We start from the raw sequence: 16,198 nt of genomic DNA on the forward strand, positions 1-16,198 counted from the left end.
TCATGTCCACGTTCAGTTCGGCCTCCCGCCTTCGTCGCATCGCGATCTCTGCCCTGCTGCTTGCAATTTGCGCCTTGGCGAGCGGCTGCTCCTCGATCGACCGCCTGTCGCAGATCGGCGAGCAGCCGAAGCTGTCGGCGATCGACAACCCGACGACGCAGCCCGGCTACAAGCCGGTGCAGATGCCGATGCCCAAGCCTGAGGTCGCCTCCTACAATCCGAACTCGCTGTGGCGCAACGGCAGCCGCGCCTTCTTCAAGGACCAGCGCGCCCGCCAGGTCGGCGATCTCCTGACGGTAGCCGTGAACATCACCGACAAGGCCAACATCGAGAACGACACCTCGCGCAGCCGCAGCAACAAGGAAGATTCCGGGATCACGGACTTCATCGGCTCCCAGACGATCACCCAGGCCAACAAGATCCTCCCCGGCCGCATCCTGACCGCCGACTCGACCTCCTCGAGCGAGGGCAAGGGCAGCGTCGACCGCAAGGAAGCTCTGCAGACCAACGTCGCCGCGGTGGTGACCCAGGTGCTGCCGAACGGCAATTTGGTGGTCGAAGGCAAGCAGGAGATCCGCGTCAACTTCGAAATTCGCGAGCTGATCGTCGCCGGCATCGTCCGCCCCGAGGACATCCAGAGCGACAACACCATCGACTCCACCAAGATCGCCCAGGCCCGCATCGCCTATGGCGGCCGCGGCCAGATCACCGACGTGCAGCAGCCGCGCTACGGCCAGCAGGTCATGGACGTGCTGCTGCCCTTCTAAGCCCCTTCAAGAGCTCCCACATCGTGCTCGCGAACTAAAGGCGCGAACGACGATGTACTACGCGGCCCTCGCTAGCTCCCCTGGCGAGGGCCGCATGTATTTTGCCTGCGCCGCCGAAGCGGCGCAGGCTTCTCTCACAGCAGCATGATCCCGCGTGCTTGCGCCCATCGCTGGAGGATCTTGCACTCCTCGGCAAACGGCGGACGGTTCGCAAACCCACGAACCTGAACCGCCCTGGAACGGGTATCAAGCTCGATGGTCAGCAGCCGCTGGACGTCACCCGAGGCACGGCGACGGAGCGACCAGATCGAGGCATGCCCGGCAATGCACTTTGTCGCGTAAGTGGCGACGCAGTGACGCATGCCCCGCGTCTCAGCCACGAGATCGGCTGCGGTCCGCAACTGGACCACGACATATTCTTCGCGCTTGGCGCGGTCCTTGGACGACTTGGTCCATGACCAGTCCGCGATCGCTGCACCGGGCCAACGGTCCTCGCTCTGCTCGGGGCCTGCTGCCAGCCCCCCCGCACGGTTTCGCGCCGCCTCGGCGCGACGGCGTGCGGCCTCGATACGAGCAATCGCATCGAGATCGCGATGCCATTCGCGCATCTGCCGCCCAAGCGAGATCAGTGAACGCCCCTTGAGGGTGTACTCTGGATCACGCCGGTGGCAATCGGCGAGGTAGTCATGGAAGTCATCCATGTCCTCGACCGTGGTGGCATACGCGCAGAAGAAGCGCACCACCTCGCGCCAGAAGCGATGCTGAGCGCGCTGCGTCTGTGTGATCCTGGTGCGCGCGATCCGCATCGCAACAGCGGGATCGGTCGCATAGGAACGCGCAATCGCCTGCCAGATCGCAGCCTCGAAGCCGACCTTCCCCAACGGATTGAGGAACGCATGGACCTCCTTGCGAGACAGCCATTCGGCCGCACCGGCGGCGTAGAGCGAACCGCCGCCGGCCGCCACGACATACCATCGCTTGCGCAACATGATCTCGTCGCGGCTCAGTCCCGCGCTGTCGATCCAGATCTGCTCCAGATGCTCAGCGACAGGATAGCGCGCAAAGAGATAGCGGGCGGCGCCAAGACGAAGACGCGCCGCGTCGCGAGTTTTCAGCTGCGGCTTCCATGCCGAAGCATCGCGAAGGACGTCCGCCTCGAAGCCACGCCTGGCCTCTTTGATCGCGTTCTCGAAATCCGGTGGAGGACGCGTCCGCTGCGACACATGCCGCAGCGACAGCTCGTAGGCTTCAACCCGCGTGCGCTCGGCCTCCCGCCGGCGCTGAATCAATGACTGTGCCATTGTCGTTCAACATGATTGGATGACTGTCAGCCGGACGCACTGAGAGCGTCGGCACGGAATGTGTCGATCGCCACAAAGTACTCACGGCTGGTCTCCTCAATTTTGAACGCGCAGGTTGAATGGGACGGGGCTCATAGACCCGATTGCCGGCGGGCGCAAGATGCCTTTGTCGGGATGTGTCAGAAACTGCGTACTGCGAGGCAGGTCCGCGACATTATTGCAACGCCGCGACAACACACTCCGTCATTGCGAGCGCAGCGACTTGTCCGCCGAAGCCTTGGCGAAGGCGCGACGTACCGGATTCCCCGCCTTCGCGGGGAATGACTGCGGAGAGGACCAATGCCGCTCACGTAAACTCCGCCTCCACCACGCCGAGCCCGTCCAGCTCCATCCGCACCTTGTCGCCGGCCTTCAGCCACAGCGTCTTCACCAGGCTGCCGGTGAGCACGAGCTGCCCGGCGTGCAGCCCCTTGCCTTCGGCGGCGAGATGGTTGGCGAGCCAGGCGAGCGCGTTGTGGGGATGGCCGAGCACGTCCGCACCGGTGCCGTGGCTGACCTCCTCGCCGTTGACGATGGCGCGGCCCTTGACCGCCTTGAGGTCCGGCACCGACGAGCGCGGGACCGAGGGACCCAGCACGCAGCCGGCGGCGAAGAAATCGTCGGCGATCAGGGTCGGCGCGCCCATCGTCTCCCATTTCACGTAGCGGTCGTCGACGATCTCGATCGCCGGATGATAGGACTCGACCGCCTCGCCGACCCATTCGGCCGTGAACGGCGCTTCGCCGGCGGCAAGGTCCCGCTTCAGCCGCACCGCGATCTCGCATTCGACCCCGACCCGGACATAATTGGAGGCGGCGAGCTTGGCGCCGTTGTCATGGACGCCCTTCTGGAACACGCCGCCGCCGCAAGGGTGCGGGATGCCGATATAGTCCTGCATCACCTGGCTGGTGCAGCCGATCTTGTAGCCGACGAGCGGACCGACATGCGGCAGCAGCAAATCGTGCAGGGTGCGCTGGACCTGATAGCCCTCGGCTTCGTCCGCAGGGGGGCGCTCCAGCGCCGCGAGCGGGGCGTGGTTGCGGCGCGCCAGCGCGATCGCCTTTGCGGCTTCGAGAATCTTGTCCATCGGCGCCGCCTCCCACGCTACGCAGTCCAAGGCGGCACTTCAGCATCCCCGCTCCGGCCTGACAAGCGCGGGCGGCATGCCCTCACCCCTTGACGAGGCCGAGCCGGATCAGGCTCTCGGCGGTCGCAAGGATCGCCTCCTCATTGGAGCGCGCCTGCCAGCCGAGCAGCGACTTGGCCTTGGCGCTGGTGGAATGCCTGATCATTCCGAGCATCGGCACGACCGCACGCAGCAGCGGAATCCGGCGGGCGGCCAGCCGCACCAGCCAGTCCGGCGCCTGGAGCCGCGGAACCCGGCGCGCCCGGGGCCCGAGTTCCCGCCGCAGCACGCGGGCGATGTCGAGGATCGACATCGTCTCGCCGGAGACCGCGATGAAACGCTCGCCCTTCGCCTCCGGAGCAATCATCGCCCGCAGATGCAGCTCGGCGACGTCGCGGACGTCGACCACGCCGAAATAGACCCGCGGCACCGCCGGCATGGCACCGTCGAGCAGAGATCTGACGATCTCGATCGAGCCGGAAAAGTCCGGCCCCAGCACCGGCCCGAAAATACCGGCAGGGTTGATCACCGACAGCTCCAGCCCATTCCCCTCGCCCGCGACGAAATCCCAAGCCGCCCGCTCGGCCAGCGTCTTGGACTTGACGTAGGGTTGGCCGTCGACACCGGCGAGATTGGTCCATTCGGTCTCATCGAACGGCTTGTCGCGCGGCGGATGGCCATAGCCGATCGCGCCCAGCGACGAGGTGATGACGACTCTCTTGACACCGGCCGCGCGCGCGGCCCGGAGCACCCGGATCGTTCCGTCGCGGGCGGGGATGATCATCTCGTTCTCGTCCGTGGGGACGGTGGTCGAGAGCGGGGACGCCACATGGAGAACGTAGTCGCAGCCCGCGACCGCCGCCGCCCAGCCGTCGTCCCGGGTCAGATCGGCGGCGACGAAGGCCACGCTCTCGGGCGTCGCCGCCTCGCCCTCGCGCAGCATGGCGAGCACATCGGCCTGGCGCTCTGGCCGGCGCACCGTCGTCCGCACGGCATGGCCGGCGGCCAGAAGTTGCAGGACGACATGGATGCCGACGAAGCCCGACCCGCCGGTGACCAGAACAGTGCTCATGACCCACGTTCCCCGCAAGCTGGAGACTCTGTTAGCGCTGAAGAACGGCGCGCTTCGTGTTGGCGCCTTTGCGGCGCTCGATCGGCGTACGGCCTGCTGCCGGCGTTTAAGGAAATATTGAGCTGGTCCAGGCTTTATGGGAATGCCCGTCTCGAGACGTCGCAGCAGGCCTGATTGCAGCGATGCTTGATGCAGCTGGATCAGCGTCTCAACTTCAGAGTCGATCTCGTTGATGCGACTCGCAAAATCTCCCGCACCTGAAGTGAAGGCTGTTTCTCATCCGAACTCACGTGAGCTCGGAGCAATCCGGTCTAGCCCGTTGATCGCGATTCACCTTTCGCGATCGCGCTGTCGCCATGGTGGGCGCGACGGCAAGCTATGGGCAATATGCGGAGCATGGCGCGAAATGGCGCCCTGCGTCCAAAAACAAAGAGCCGCATCTCTGCGGCTCGGACCTTATTCGTCGCGATAGACCTTCTCGCGTTTCTCGTGGCGCTCCTGCGCTTCCACCGAGAGCGTCGCGATGGGCCGGGCCTCGAGCCGCTTCAACGAGATCGGCTCGCCGGTTTCCTCGCAATAGCCGTAGGTGTTGTCCTCGATACGCTGGAGCGCGGCATCGATCTTGGCGATCAATTTGCGCTGGCGGTCGCGGGCGCGGAGTTCGATGGCACGGTCGGTTTCGGACGAGGCCCGATCGGCGAGATCGGGGTGGTTCACGTTCTCCTCCTGCAGAGCCTGCAGGGTGAGCTTGGATTCTTTGAGGATCTCATCCTTCCAGGCGAGGAGCTTCAAACGGAAGTACTCCTTCTGCCGGTCGTTCATGAAAGGCTCTTTGTCGGTCGGTCGGTAGTTTTTCAACTTTTCCAAGGGAGGCCTATCTTCTTAAGCAACGACTCGCGGACGGACCGGGGTCCGTTGAGCCGGGCCTTATATAGTGGCCTCCCGTGACAGACAATATTTCCCTCACCGCCCGATCCGCGCCCCCAAGCCCTTGCACAGGAAGGTTTATCCTTGAGGGCTTGGAGGCAGCTGGCCGCCCTTAATAGCCGACCGTGAAGCGCTGCTTCAGGTGGGCCGGCTTTTCGATCTCGTCGGCGAGCGCAATGGCGTAGTCGGCGAAGGTGATCCAGCTCTTGCCGTTCGCATCTGCGAGAAGCTGGTCGGTCCCGAGCCGGAACTTGCCGGTGCGCTCCCCCTCCTCGAACAGCGCCGAGGGCGAGATGAAGGTCCAGTTCAGGTCCTTTTCCTGCCGCAGCAGGTCCAGGAAGGCCGAGCCCGCCTCCGCTTCGGCCTTGTATTGGGCCGGAAAATTGGGAGTCGTGACCAGCTTCACGCCCGGGGCAACCTCGAGGCTCCCGGCGCCGCCCACCACGAGGTAGCGACCGACCTTGGAGTCCTTCGCCGCACCGATCAGCTTGAGCGGATCACTGGCCAGGAAGTGCACGGAACTCACGGCGACGTCGTGACCGGCCCACAGCTTGGCGAGGCCCGCCTGGTCGAGCACATCCCCCTTGGTTGGCGTGACGTTCGGCAGGGCCGCAATCTTTTCCGGGTTCCGGGCGATGGCCGTGACCGTGTGGCCGCGGCGGGACAGTTCCCTGGTGATCTCCGACCCAGCCCGGCCCGAGGCACCGGCGACTGCGATTTTCATGGAAGGCTCCTTTGCTTCTATGGTAACTGACAGAGACTAGATATCGCAAAGAATGCTGGTGTTAAGAGAGCACTTTGTGCTTACCTGATTACGCTGAGGTAACTGATCGCGTACAACCGGCACGCGGATGCCAAGCAACGGTATGGATTTCCGAGAACCGACGATGAAACCCGACGTCTACGCAGCGAACTGCCCCACCCGCCAAATCCTCGATCGCGTCGGCGACAAATGGGCGGTGCTGATCCTCTTGCTCCTGCGCGAGGAGCCGATGCGCTTCAATCAATTGCGCCGCACGATTGAAGGCATCTCGCAGAAGATGCTGAGCCAGGTGCTTAAGTCGCTCGAACGCGACGGCCTGATCAGGCGCCGCGCCATCGCGACCGTGCCAGTGACGGTGGAATATTCGATCACCCAGCTCGGCCTGACACTGGCGGCGGCTGTGGATCCCTTACGCGATTGGGCCGAGCAAAATCTGAAAGACGTGCTCGCCGCCCAGCGCCGCTATGATGCGCAGTTGAAGGAGGAAGCGGCGTAAGAGCCTCCGTGACTACGCCTGCCCGGCCTTCGCCAGTTCGACCTCGACCCGCAGCTCGATCTCGGAGAGCACCGCATCGAGACCGGCATCGCCCGAGGACGATTTCAGGTGGGCCGCCGCATCACGCAGCCGCATCACGGTCGAGGCGTCGAGATTGCCGGACAACAGGCCCATCTTGAGATCGTCGAGCACGTCGAGCGCAGTCCTGCCGCGGGCGACCGAGCGCTTGCGGCGCTCGACCGGATCCTCCTCGACACCCTGCAACGCTAGCAGCGCATCGATGTTGGCGGCCGCCTTCGGTGCGGCAGCGCTCCGCGTCTCCTGCGCCGATGAGGTGTCGGGCAGCACGAAACTGCCGGAGCCCGTCCGCTTGGCCTGGCTGGCCGGCGTGCCAAGCGTCGTACCGTTCGGTCCGTAGATGCGCATCGGAAAGAATCCGGGTGATCGATGCCTCACCTTCGCTGTCTTATGGTTAACGCTGCGTAAACGGCCCGGCAAAATCTGCCGACAGGCGGCAGTTTCGCTCCCCAGGGCGAACGAGTGCTGACAGCGGACGCAACAGATTTATTCAAGCTATTCAGCCACCTAGCTCGCCACCAGGCGTTGGCACAGCGCTCGCAAGGAAAGCGCCGGACCAGCTCGTCATGGGAGTGTCGTGCAAGTCCTGTCCGATTTGAGGAGCCCTTTCTAGGGGCCTTGGGGAGCAGAGATGCCAGGCGTTCGTTGGGTGAGGATTGTTGGGTTGGCCTGCGCCGCGCTGTCGGCGCTGGCGCTGTCGGTCACCTCGGCGGCGGCGACCTCGCGCATCAAGGACCTCGCCAATATCGAGGGCGTGCGGCAGAACCAGCTCATCGGTTATGGCCTCGTCGTCGGCCTCAACGGCACCGGCGACACGCTCAACAACATCCCCTTCACCAAGCAGTCGCTGCAGGCGATGCTCGAGCGCATGGGCGTCAACATCCGCGGCGCCACCATCCGCACCGGCAACGTCGCCGCCGTCATGGTCACGGGCAACCTGCCGGCCTTCGCCACTCAGGGCACGCGCATGGACGTCACGGTGTCCGCGCTCGGCGACGCCAAGAACCTCCAGGGCGGCACCCTGCTGGTCACCCCCCTGCTCGGCGCCGACGGCAACGTCTATGCGGTGGCGCAGGGCTCGCTCGCGATCTCCGGCTTCCAGGCCGAGGGCGAGGCGGCCAAGATCGTGCGCGGCGTGCCAACGGTGGGACGCATCGCCAACGGCGCCATCATCGAGCGCGAGATCGAGTTCGCGCTCAACCGGCTGCCGAACGTCCGCCTGGCGCTGCGCAACCCCGACTTCACGACGGCCAAGCGCATCGCGGCCGCGATCAACGACTATCTCGGCGTCAAGACCGCCGAGCCGATCGATCCCTCGACGGTGCAGCTGTCGATCCCGCCCGAGTTCAAGGGCAACGTCGTCGCTTTCCTCACCGAGATCGAGCAGCTCCAGGTCGACCCTGATCTCGCCGCCAAGATCGTCATCGACGAACGCAGCGGCATCATCGTGATGGGCCGCGACGTCCGCGTCGCCACCGTCGCGGTGGCGCAGGGCAACCTCACGGTCACCATCTCCGAGAGCCCGCAAGTGAGCCAGCCCAATCCGCTGTCACGCGGCCGCACCGTGGTCGCGCCGCGCAGCAGCGTCACCGTCACCGAGGACGGCAAGAAGCTGGCGCTCGTCAAGGACGGCGTCTCGCTCCAGCAGCTCGTCGACGGCCTCAACGGCCTCGGCATCGGCCCCCGCGACATGATCAGCATCCTCCAGGCGATCAAGGCTGCCGGCGCCATCGAAGCCGACATCGAGGTGATGTGATGCAGACCACCGCGATCAACCCCCCTCGCCTCGCCACCAATTCGGCCTTCTCGGTCGAGAGCCGGAACGGCCGGCCGGACTTCGAGCTCGCCGCCGCGCTGCAAAAGGTCTCGCCGCAGCAACAGGCCAAGGCGCAGAAGACTGCCACCGACTTCGAGGCAATGTTCCTCAACAGCATGTTCGCGCAGATGACCTCGGGCCTGAAAGGCGAAGGTCCGTTCGGCGACACGCCCGGCACCGGCGTATGGCGCTCGATGCTGACCGAGCAATATTCCAAGAACTTCGCCCAGGCCGGCGGCGTCGGCATCGCCAGCGACGTCTACCGTACCCTCATCCTGCAGCAGGCGAAAACGATCCGCACGGCATAAGGTCAAACGAGATGAACCATTTCAACGCCTCACGTCAGCCGATGCAGGGCCAGCGCCCGGGCAGCGCGCCCGTCAGCAGCGAGGCGCGCAAGCTCGCCGAAGGCCTAATGGACGCGATGAGCGCCCTGCTCGGATTGATCGAGCGCGAGACAGAGCTCGTCCGCGCCGGCAAGGTCCGCGAGGCGATGACGCTCGAGGGCAAGAAGCAGGAATTGTCGCGCAGCTACGTCAGCGCAGTCGGCCAGCTGAAGGCAAACCAGGACCAGCTCGCGAAGTCCGCGCCGGAGCTGCTCTCGACGCTGCATCGCCACCACGATGCGTTCCGCGCGATGCTCCAGGTCAATCTCACCGTGCTCGCGACCGCGCACGCGGTTTCCGAAAGCGTCGTGCGCGGCGTCAACGCCGAGATCCAGAAGCGCAACGTGCCGAACACCTATACCGCCGCCGGGCGCAGCGCAGCGCCAGGTCCGCGCCATATCACGCCGCTTGCGGTCAGCCGCTCGCTCTGAGCAGCACGAGAACAACCGACAATTTTAGGAAAAACCGCGCGGCGATGGCGTCGCGCGGTTAGGCACGTTTCCTTACCGGGTGTTCAGTCCTGGTGTTCCATGCTTGCGTGATTAGAGGGGTTGGGATTTGACTCACGTAAGGCAACCAGGAGGCTGCCATGAGTACAGATTTCAGCATCAGGCCGGTGGGGATCCCGGCCCCCGTGCAGATCGTACCGACGTCGAATTCGGCGGCGAACGAGGCTGTGCAAACTGATCTTCCGGTGAGGCAAACGGTCGCCGCGAGCGATACGAGCGCGCCGGTGCGCAATGATTTGCCGAACCACGAGAACATCTCGCGCCAGGTCGTGTTCGACCAGGCGGCCGCGTCCTTCGTCTTTCAGGTCGTCAACGACAAGACCGACACGGTGGTGAACCAGTTCCCTGACGAGGCGATGCTCCGCCGGCGTGCCTATTTCCACGCACTGGACATGAAGTCCGAGCCCTCGCGTCCGCTCAGCACGGATCTCAGCGCCTAACGATCACGCGATCGATGCCGATGTTTCTGCTCTGCGTCTGGCCGTCATCGGTCAGCGCGGAGTTCGCGTGCCGAGGCAAGACCACTGGCCGCGATCAGCTCCTGCCTAAATTGCGAGTTTCGCCGATGTGCTCGTGATGCGACCATCACGAATTCCGTCACGGCCGTCCGGACAGCCCTGCCGCGATATTGCGGTTGATCTCGATCAGCGGACGGAAGTGATCGAACTGCGGGCTCATCTGCAGCGCGGCGGTCTGGCTCAACACGAACACGCTGATGTTGGCGATCTTCTGCCGGACGTCGATCGGCTGCGGATTGCTGTCGCGCATCGCCTCGCTCAGGAAGATGGTCCAGAGCTTGCGGTTGAACATCAGGGCCTGCATGGTCTGCTCGCTGAGCGGATCGGCGTTGTTCACCGCGTCCTGGAGCTTGTTGGCGGCCTTGAGCAGAGTCTGCGCCTCGATGTCGCGAGGAGATGCGGTGGTGGTTGCAACACGCGCATAAGCCGAGGCAGCGGAATTCGACATCAATCACACCCTGGAGGTTACCTAGCGCGTTGTACGCGCTTAAGGATTTCTTTCCCAACCCTAGGCAGCACCGCTTAAGATTTGCTTACGTATCGTGCTTGGAAGTACTCCGCAGAATTACGGGGCACGGAGTCCTTCGTCAGCGCAACGCTAGATCTACGCACGCACGATGTAAACTCGCCTGGCGTGATGCGCGTCGATCTCGGCTAATCTCGTCTTAGCGATCTTCCTCAAAAGAACGGCGGAGCATCAGCTCCGCCGCGTAATCTCGAATAGCGAAGTTGCGCTGCGGAATTAGCGGAGCAGCTGCAGCACGCTCTGTTGCGACTGGTTGGCCAGCGACAGCGCGGAGACCGCGATCGACTGGCGCGTCGACAGCGCCTGGCTGTTCGCCGCTTCCTCATTGGTGTCGGCAAGCGTCAGGTTGGCTGAGCCGGTCTGCAGCACGTTGATCAGGTTCTTGGAGAAGTCCTGACGCACCTGCACGATCGACAGGTTCGAACCGAGCGTGGAGCCTTGCGAACGCAACGTGCTCGAGGCCGCGTTCAGGCTGGCCAGCACCCTGTTGGTGGCACCGTTGTCGATGAAATCGACGCCGTTGACGAGATTGCTGAGACCGAGGCCCGCCGCATTGAACACCACGCCGTTGATGCTCAGCGTGGAGCTGCCGGTCTCGTTGAAGACCAGCTTCAGCGTGTCGCCATTGAGCAGGTTGACGCCGTTGAAGGAGGAGTCCTGCGAGGTCGTGTCGATCTGGGCCAGAATGTTGTTGAACTGGTTGACCAGGTTGGAGCGCGCGGTCTGCGCCACGGGATCCTGGACCGGCGGCTGCGCGGTGGTGAAGGCGAGAACGCCGGTGATCGTGCCGCCGACCGCGCCGCCCGCGATCGTCGAGCCGAGCGTCGAAGAGGCGTATTCATTGACGGTGGTCACCGTGAGCACGCCGTTGGCATCGATCGTGGCCGTCAGGTGATTGGCCTGAAGCTGCGCGTTGAGTTGGTCAAGCGTCTTGACGGTGCCGTTGGTGCCGTCGCCGAAGGTGACGTTGACAGGCGTGCCGCCGTTGAAGGAGGTGAAGGTCAGGGTCTTGCCGCTGATGCCGCCGATGCCGGAGGTGCGCGCCGCGGTGAAGGCCGTCGCCGTTCCCGTGTTGCCGCTGAGGCCGAAGGCGCTGAGCGCATTGCCGGTGCCGGTGATCGACAGGTCGGCATTGATGCCGGTCGAGAGCGCAAGCTGACCGCTGCTGTTGACCGACGACGGGATCTGGCCCGCGGTGGTCGAGATGGTTGCCGCGCCGTTGAAGATGCTGGCGGTCTTGACGCCGGTGGCGAGGTCGACCGCGTTAAGCAGATCGGTCAGCGTCGCGCTCTGGATGTAGACCGTCGAGTTACCGTTGCCGTCTGTGACGACGTTGCCGCTGACGCCATAGCCGGTGGCCACGCTCGCTGTCGATTGCGGCGTCTGCGCGTTCTTGAAGGTGATGGTCTTGCCGCCGATGTTCAGCGTCGAGCCGTCCTGGACCAGGGTGCCGAGCGAACCCGCGGTCGTCGAGCGGTTCGCGGTCACGTTCGCGTTGCCCGCGCCGGTCGCGGACGTCAGGCCGAGTGCTTTGAGGAAGTCGGCCTTGCCCGTCACGCTCAGATCGGCGCCGGTCGAACTCTTCAGCGTCACCGCGCCACCACCCGAGATGGACGATGCTACCTGAAGCGTGCCGACAGGGCCGGCCGAGCCGCTGACCGCGAATGTCGCCGCGCCTGCGCTGATGGTTGCGGTCTTGACGCCGCTGGCGAGGTCGATGGCGGTGAGGACGTCGTTGACGGTCGCTAGGGGCGCCGCCGCCGTTCCCTGATAAATGATTGAATTGCCGTTGCCATCGGTGGCGATGTGCCCGCTGGCGTCGAGGCCCCAGCCGGTCGGCTGGGCGCTCGGAGCAGCGCCGGTGCGGAACGTGATGGTCTTGCCGTTCACCGTGATGGTGTCGCCGTCCGCGGGCGGCGTGCCGAAGGTGGTCGATGCCGTGGTGCCGACCAGCGTCGCCGTGCCGGACAGCGCGGTGGTGCCGTCGGCGGCGAGCGCGGCCGTGCCGGTGAAGGTGCCGGCGGTCGAGCCGAGCGAGGCGCCGAGTGCGGCAGTTCCCGTGACCGGGGTCACGCCGCCGGCCGCGCCGGTATAGAGCACGTTGCTCTTCGCGGTCGCACTCGCATAGGAGGTCGTGCCGCGCAGGTCGGCCGGGGTCGCGCCGGGAATCGTGGTGGAGACGTTCGACTTGGTGGAATAGCCGACCGTGGTCTGCAGCGCCTGGTTGGCGATCGACTTGGCGCTGTCGATCAGTTTCTGCAGCGAGGTGATGCCTGTGTTGGCGGCCTGCAACACCTGGACGCCGTTATTGATGCCGTCGAGCAGGTTGCTGATGTCGCTCGCCCGGTTGTCCAGCCCCTGCGCCGTGAAGAAGTTGGTGGGATTGTCGAGCGCCGTGTTGACCTTCTTGCCGGTCGACAGCCGCTCCTGCGTCGTGGCCAGCAAGTCGGCCGTCGACTGCAGCGACAACAGGTTCTGGCGAACTGACGCCGAGAGAACGATGTTGGACATTGGCGAGTCTTCCTCTTGAACCGGATACGAATCGGCCGCGCGGACTGGAAAGCCGACCTTTTGTCCAGTTTTAGGAGGTGTCCTTTAAAGTATGGTTAACGGCGGTTTAAGGGATAGGGTTAACCGCCGATGAACGCCCCTGCCCGCCCCCGGACGCAAAGAAAAAGCGGCGGAGCCAAGGCCCCGCCGCTCGATTTTAGTCAGTGATTTCAGCCGCTTGTTAGCGGAGCAGCTGCAGCACGCTCTGCTGCGACGTGTTGGCCAGCGACAGCGCCGAGACCGCGATCGACTGCCGGGTCGACAGTGCCTGGCTGTTGGCCGCCTCGACGTTGGTGTCGGCCAAGGTCAGGTTGGACGAGCCGGTCTGCAGCACGTTGATCAGGTTCTTGTTGAAGTCCTGACGGATCTGCACCACCGAGAGGTTCGAGCCGAGGCTCGAGGCCTGCGAGCGGAGCGTGCTCGAGGCGGCGTTGAGGTTGGTCAGCACCCGGTTGGCGGCGGCGTTGTCGATGAAGTCGACGCCGACCGTCAGCGAGGCGAGGCCGAGACCCTTGGAATTGTAGGTCACGCCCGTGATGTTCAGGCTCGACTTGGCGGTCTCGTCGAACACCAGCTTGAGCTGGTCGCCGTTCAAGAGGTTGACGCCGTTGAACGAGGAGTCCTGCGCGGTGGTGTCGATCTGGTTGAGGATATTGTTGAACTGAGTCACCAGATTGGCACGCGCCGTCTGGGCAACGCCATCCTGGACGGGCGTGGAAGCGGTCGAGAAGGTCAGGGCCGAGGTGAGCGTGCCGCCGATCGCACCACCCGCGGCGCTCGAACCGATGGTCGAGGACGCGTAGTCGTTGGTGGTCGAGATCGTCAGCAGGCCGTTGGCGTCGATCGTCGCAGCCAGATTGTTGGCCTGCAGCTTGGTGTTGAGCTGATCGAGCGTCTTGACCGTGCCGTTGGTGCCGTCGCCGAAGGTGACGTTGACCGCCGTGCCGCCGTTGAAGGAGGTGAAGGTCAGGGTCTTGCCGGCGATGCCGCCGATACCGGAGGTGCGTGCCGCGGTGAACGCGGTCGCATTACCGGTGTTGCCGGCGAGGCCGAACACGTTCAGCGCATTGCCGGTGCCGGTGATCGACAGATCAGCGTTGACGCCGGTCGAGATCTTGAGCTGACCGGACGTATTGATCGTCGAGTTGGACTGGCCGGTGGCCGTCGCAAGCGTGGCAACGCCGGCGGCGCTGATGGTCGCGGTCTGCACGCCGGTGGCAAGGTCGATCGCCTTCAAGACGTCGTTGAGCGTGCCGCCCTGCAGATAGACCGTCGAGTTGCCGGCGCCGTCGGTGAGGACGTTACCGTTCGCACCATAGCCGGTCGGAATGCTCGGCGCACCGGTCGAGCCCGGGATCGGCGCATTCTTGAAGGTGATGACTTTACCGTTGACGTTCAACGTCGAACCGTCGGTGATCGTCGCACCCAGCGAGGCCGCGCTCGTGGTCCGGTTGACGTTGACAGTAGCGTTGCCTGCACCCGTCGACGTCGTCAGGGCGAGAGCCTTGAGCAGGTCGGCCTTGCCGGTGACGCTCAGATCCGCACCTGTCGAGCTCCTCAGCGTGACGGCGCCCGCAGCGACGGTCGAAGCGGTCTGGCCGTTGCTCGTGGCGATCGTCGCCGCACCCGAGGTGATCGAGACCGTCTTGACGCCGCTGGCGAGATCGATCGCGCTCAACAGGTCGTTGACGGTCGCGGCCGGAGTGCCGGCGGTGCCGAGATAGACGGTGCTGTTGCCATTGCCGTCGGTGACGATGTTGCCGCTGACGCCCGAGCCGGCCGGAACGCAGGACGCACCCGGAGCCGAGCCGCTGCGGAAGGTGATGGTCTTGCCGTTCACGGTCAGCGTGTCGCCGTCGGCAGGCTGGGCGTTGCCGGCGAGGCCGGTCGCGGTCGTGCCGTTGGTGGCGAGCAGGGTCATGGTGCCGCCCAGCGCCGTGGTGCCGTCACCAGCCGTTGCGCCCGTGCTGGCGAAGACGCCGATGGTGGCGCCGAGCGTGCTCGTGCCGGTCGCCGCCGTGGTGCCGCCGGCCGCACCGCTATACACCACGTTGCTGCTCGCCGTCGCGCTGGCGAACGAAGTCGTGCCACGCAGGTCCGCCGCCGTCGCACCGGAGATCGTGGCCGAAACGTTCGACTTGGTGGAATAACCGACCGTGGTCTGCAGCGCCTGGTTGGCAATCGACTTCGCACAGTCGATCAGCTTCTGCAGCGAGGTCAGGCCGGTGTTGGCAGCCTGCAGCACCTGCACGCCGTTGGCGATGCCATCGAGCAGATTGTTGATGTCGCTGGCGCGGTTGTCGAGCGACTGGGCCGTGAAGAAGTTGGTGGGATTGTCCAGGGCCGAGTTGACGCTCTTGCCGGTCGACAGACGGTTCTGTGTGGTGGCGAGAAGATCGGCGGTGGACTGGAGAGAGAGCAGGTTCTGACGAACCGACGCAGAGAGAACAATACTGGACATGACTCTTACCCTTCTGGCTTACGCGTCTTCGTTCGATCGCTTCCGGATCGAGTGACGGGGCCAGCGTGCCGTGACATGGCTAACAAAGGGTGAAACGCATGAAGCCCGCATAAGCGCCGGTTCACCATAAGCGGGCGGACCGTGCGCGCACGGCGCGCAATCCATCTGAAATCATTGGCAATTCCTGGCGACTACGATCCATTAACCATAACCGCTGGTTACTTTTTCGAGCGGCGCCTGCTCTCTCGAAATCTCCGAACAGTGCGCAAAAAGAAAGCGGCGGGGCCGAAGCCCCGCCGCCGTAATCGTCTTGCGATGTCGTCCGCGACTTAGCGGAGCAGCTGCAGCACGCTCTGCTGCGACTGGTTGGCCAGCGACAGCGCGGAGACCGCGATCGACTGACGGGTCGACAGCGCCTGGCTGTTGGCCGCCTCAACATTGGTGTCGGCCAGGGTCAGGTTGGACGAGCCGGTCTGCAGCACGTTGATCAGGTTCTTGTTGAAGTCCTGACGGACCTGCACAATCGTCAGGTTCGAGCCGAGGCTCGAGGCCTGCGAGCGCAGCGTGCTCGAGGCGGCGTTGAGGTTGGTCAGCACCTTGTTGGTGGCAGCGTTGTCGATGAAGTCGACACCGCTGGTCAGCGAGGCGAGGCCCAGACCCTTGGAGTTGTAGGTCACGCCGGTGATGCTGAGGCTCGACTTGCCAGTCTCGTCGAACACCAGCTTGAGCTGGTCGCCGTTCAAGAGGTTGACGCCGTTGAACGAGGAGTCCTGCGCGGTCGTGTCGATCTGGTTCAGGATGTTGTTGAACTGAGACACCAGGTTGGCACGCGAGGTCTGCGCGACGACGTCCTGGACGGGGCT

Annotated in this window: 16 protein-coding genes; 6 read left to right on the top strand and 10 right to left on the bottom strand. The window is 64.6% G+C overall.

The features are described 5' to 3' along the window. Window positions 1-2 precede the first annotated feature (2 nt). On the top strand, window positions 3-767 hold the full coding sequence (flgH, locus tag GA0061099_RS33055; RefSeq protein WP_036027919.1) for a flagellar basal body L-ring protein FlgH: 765 nt from the start codon (window positions 3-5) through the stop codon (window positions 765-767). A 134-nt stretch (window positions 768-901) separates the two neighbouring features. Here the strand turns inward: flgH and GA0061099_RS33060 are convergent, their stop codons facing one another. The 5 genes from GA0061099_RS33060 to GA0061099_RS33085 all read right to left on the bottom strand — a co-directional run bounded on the left by GA0061099_RS33060 (window position 902) and on the right by GA0061099_RS33085 (window position 5,956). Next, window positions 902-2,068, bottom strand: coding sequence for a PcfJ domain-containing protein (locus tag GA0061099_RS33060; RefSeq protein ID WP_036027920.1), 1,167 nt, complete (start codon window positions 2,066-2,068; stop codon window positions 902-904). Window positions 2,069-2,414: 346 nt separating this feature from the next. Next, complete coding sequence (locus tag GA0061099_RS33065; protein ID WP_036027921.1) at window positions 2,415-3,194, bottom strand: 2-keto-4-pentenoate hydratase; 780 nt, start codon at window positions 3,192-3,194, stop codon at window positions 2,415-2,417. Window positions 3,195-3,276: 82 nt separating this feature from the next. Further along, entirely contained in the window at window positions 3,277-4,305 is a 1,029-nt protein-coding gene (locus GA0061099_RS33070; RefSeq protein ID WP_036027922.1) for an SDR family oxidoreductase, read from the bottom strand. A 456-nt stretch (window positions 4,306-4,761) separates the two neighbouring features. After that, on the bottom strand, window positions 4,762-5,127 hold the full coding sequence (gene dksA, locus GA0061099_RS33080) for an RNA polymerase-binding protein DksA (RefSeq protein ID WP_085966600.1): 366 nt from the start codon (window positions 5,125-5,127) through the stop codon (window positions 4,762-4,764). A gap of 217 nt (window positions 5,128-5,344) precedes the next feature. After that, window positions 5,345-5,956, bottom strand: a complete 612-nt coding sequence (locus GA0061099_RS33085; RefSeq protein WP_036013109.1) for an NAD(P)-dependent oxidoreductase — start codon at window positions 5,954-5,956, stop codon at window positions 5,345-5,347. A gap of 163 nt (window positions 5,957-6,119) precedes the next feature. Between GA0061099_RS33085 and GA0061099_RS33090 the strand changes: the two genes are divergently transcribed. Next, complete coding sequence (locus tag GA0061099_RS33090; RefSeq protein WP_025037390.1) at window positions 6,120-6,491, top strand: winged helix-turn-helix transcriptional regulator; 372 nt, start codon at window positions 6,120-6,122, stop codon at window positions 6,489-6,491. A gap of 12 nt (window positions 6,492-6,503) precedes the next feature. On the opposite strand, the gene GA0061099_RS33095 is transcribed toward GA0061099_RS33090, so the two are convergent. Continuing rightward, entirely contained in the window at window positions 6,504-6,917 is a 414-nt protein-coding gene (locus GA0061099_RS33095) for a flagellar assembly protein FliX (RefSeq protein ID WP_036027923.1), read from the bottom strand. Between the two features lie 283 nt (window positions 6,918-7,200). On the opposite strand from GA0061099_RS33095, the gene GA0061099_RS33100 reads away from it, so the two are divergent. The 4 genes from GA0061099_RS33100 to GA0061099_RS33115 all read left to right on the top strand — a co-directional run bounded on the left by GA0061099_RS33100 (window position 7,201) and on the right by GA0061099_RS33115 (window position 9,720). Next, on the top strand, window positions 7,201-8,325 hold the full coding sequence (locus GA0061099_RS33100; protein WP_036027924.1) for a flagellar basal body P-ring protein FlgI: 1,125 nt from the start codon (window positions 7,201-7,203) through the stop codon (window positions 8,323-8,325). After that, window positions 8,325-8,693 carry a flagellar assembly peptidoglycan hydrolase FlgJ gene (flgJ, locus tag GA0061099_RS33105; protein ID WP_036027925.1) on the top strand — a complete coding sequence of 123 codons (369 nt, stop codon included), beginning with the start codon at window positions 8,325-8,327 and terminating at the stop codon, window positions 8,691-8,693. The genes GA0061099_RS33100 and flgJ overlap by 1 nt, the downstream gene beginning before the upstream one ends. Window positions 8,694-8,704: 11 nt before the next feature. Further along, window positions 8,705-9,202, top strand: a complete 498-nt coding sequence (locus GA0061099_RS33110) for a hypothetical protein (RefSeq protein ID WP_036027926.1) — start codon at window positions 8,705-8,707, stop codon at window positions 9,200-9,202. Between the two features lie 158 nt (window positions 9,203-9,360). After that, complete coding sequence (locus GA0061099_RS33115) at window positions 9,361-9,720, top strand: hypothetical protein (RefSeq protein WP_036027927.1); 360 nt, start codon at window positions 9,361-9,363, stop codon at window positions 9,718-9,720. Window positions 9,721-9,877: 157 nt separating this feature from the next. Here GA0061099_RS33115 and flaF read toward each other — a convergent pair whose 3' ends face one another. The 4 genes from flaF to GA0061099_RS33135 form a co-directional block, all read right to left on the bottom strand. Then, window positions 9,878-10,246 carry a flagellar biosynthesis regulator FlaF gene (gene flaF / locus GA0061099_RS33120; RefSeq protein WP_018642830.1) on the bottom strand — a complete coding sequence of 123 codons (369 nt, stop codon included), beginning with the start codon at window positions 10,244-10,246 and terminating at the stop codon, window positions 9,878-9,880. Window positions 10,247-10,540: 294 nt separating this feature from the next. Next, complete coding sequence (locus tag GA0061099_RS33125) at window positions 10,541-12,835, bottom strand: DUF1522 domain-containing protein (protein ID WP_074448250.1); 2,295 nt, start codon at window positions 12,833-12,835, stop codon at window positions 10,541-10,543. A gap of 220 nt (window positions 12,836-13,055) precedes the next feature. Beyond that, window positions 13,056-15,335, bottom strand: a complete 2,280-nt coding sequence (locus tag GA0061099_RS33130) for a DUF1522 domain-containing protein (RefSeq protein WP_074448251.1) — start codon at window positions 15,333-15,335, stop codon at window positions 13,056-13,058. 329 nt (window positions 15,336-15,664) lie between these two features. Further along, window positions 15,665-16,198 (bottom strand): flagellin (locus GA0061099_RS33135; RefSeq protein WP_276327053.1); only part of this gene is annotated, 534 nt, incomplete at its 5' end.

Origin of the sequence: Bradyrhizobium yuanmingense (genome assembly GCF_900094575.1) — a bacterium.
Taxonomy (GTDB): domain Bacteria; phylum Pseudomonadota; class Alphaproteobacteria; order Rhizobiales; family Xanthobacteraceae; genus Bradyrhizobium; species Bradyrhizobium yuanmingense.